The organism is Nitrobacter sp. 62-13, from assembly GCF_001896955.1.
Classification (GTDB): domain Bacteria; phylum Pseudomonadota; class Alphaproteobacteria; order Rhizobiales; family Xanthobacteraceae; genus Nitrobacter.
Map to the genome: position 1 here is coordinate 298 of NZ_MKRN01000128.1, position 1,078 is coordinate 1,375.

Annotated in this window: 2 pseudogenes; one reads left to right on the forward strand and one right to left on the reverse strand. The window is 63.6% G+C overall.

The annotated features are described in order from the left end of the window. Positions 1–392 (reverse strand): annotated as a pseudogene (locus BGN91_RS10005) (peptidylprolyl isomerase); the annotation flags it as partial. Positions 393–776: 384 nt separating this feature from the next. On the opposite strand from BGN91_RS10005, the pseudogene BGN91_RS10010 reads away from it, so the two are divergent. Next, positions 777–1,078, forward strand: a pseudogene (locus BGN91_RS10010) (preprotein translocase subunit SecA); the annotation flags it as partial.

Here is a 1,078-nt window from a genome sequence, read left to right on the forward strand (position 1 = left end):
GTGAGCGCCGCCTTGCCTTCGGAGGCCAGCAGCTTGTCCATCAAAAGACGGTCGCGGGCGAAGGCGAGCCGTTTCTTGAAGTCCTCGCTGTTTTCGATCTTCTTGTCCTCGGCGGCCTTGGCGATGATCTTCATGTCGATCAGGAACGACAGCACATTGTCCTGCTTGGCCGCCGGGTCCATCTGCGCGAGGCTCGGACCCAATTCCTCTTCGGCGACATTGACGTCGCTCTGGCGGATCTCGGAGCCGTTAACCTTCGCCAGCACGGGATTCGAATCGGCTGCGCGGGCCGGCAAAGCGGCGAGCAGGGCCACGGCCAGGCAGCCGCCGAGGGCGGACGAGGCCAGGCGAACGCGCAGGCTGTGTTTCGTTGCGGGCATTGAGGTGGTCATGGGAAGTCCTTGATCTCCAGGAGGAGGGGTTTTGGGAGGGCGGACACTCGCTTAATCGCGCGGCCTTGGCAACGCGAAAACTCTGTCAAAATCATGAATTTCCCGACAGGTGGGCGGCCGCGGCTTCTGCCTCGAGCGCTTCGAACCGGCGGTCCGGCGACCGTTGACAACCCACAGGGTGGGCCATATCTGTGCCGGACCGGGCCGACAGCAAGGGCGGGTTTGGCTGTGCTTTTGTGATTGAACCCCGGGTCGCCGAATCTCAACCATGACATGGATGCTCGGCTTCCGGGACTTCCAGCCCTGAGGCGTCACGATGAGTTGAGTTGATAGGCGGTGCCACCACATGGCTGCAACGCCGAACCGCGAAGACAGGAATTAGGCATGATCGGCGCGCTTGCCCGCAAGTTTTTCGGTTCCGCCAACGACCGGCGGGTCAAGGGATATCAGTCCCGCGTCAAGGCCATCAACGCCCTCGAGCCCGAAATCGCCGCGCTATCCGACGCCGCGTTGCGGGCGCGCACCGACGAGTTCAAACAGCAGCTTGCCAACGGCGCGAGCCTCGACGACATCCTCGTTCCAGCCTTCGCCACCGTGCGCGAGGCCGGCAAGCGGACCCTCGGCCAGCGCCACTTCGACGTGCAGTTGATCGGCGGCATGGTGCTGCACGAGGGCGACATCGCCGA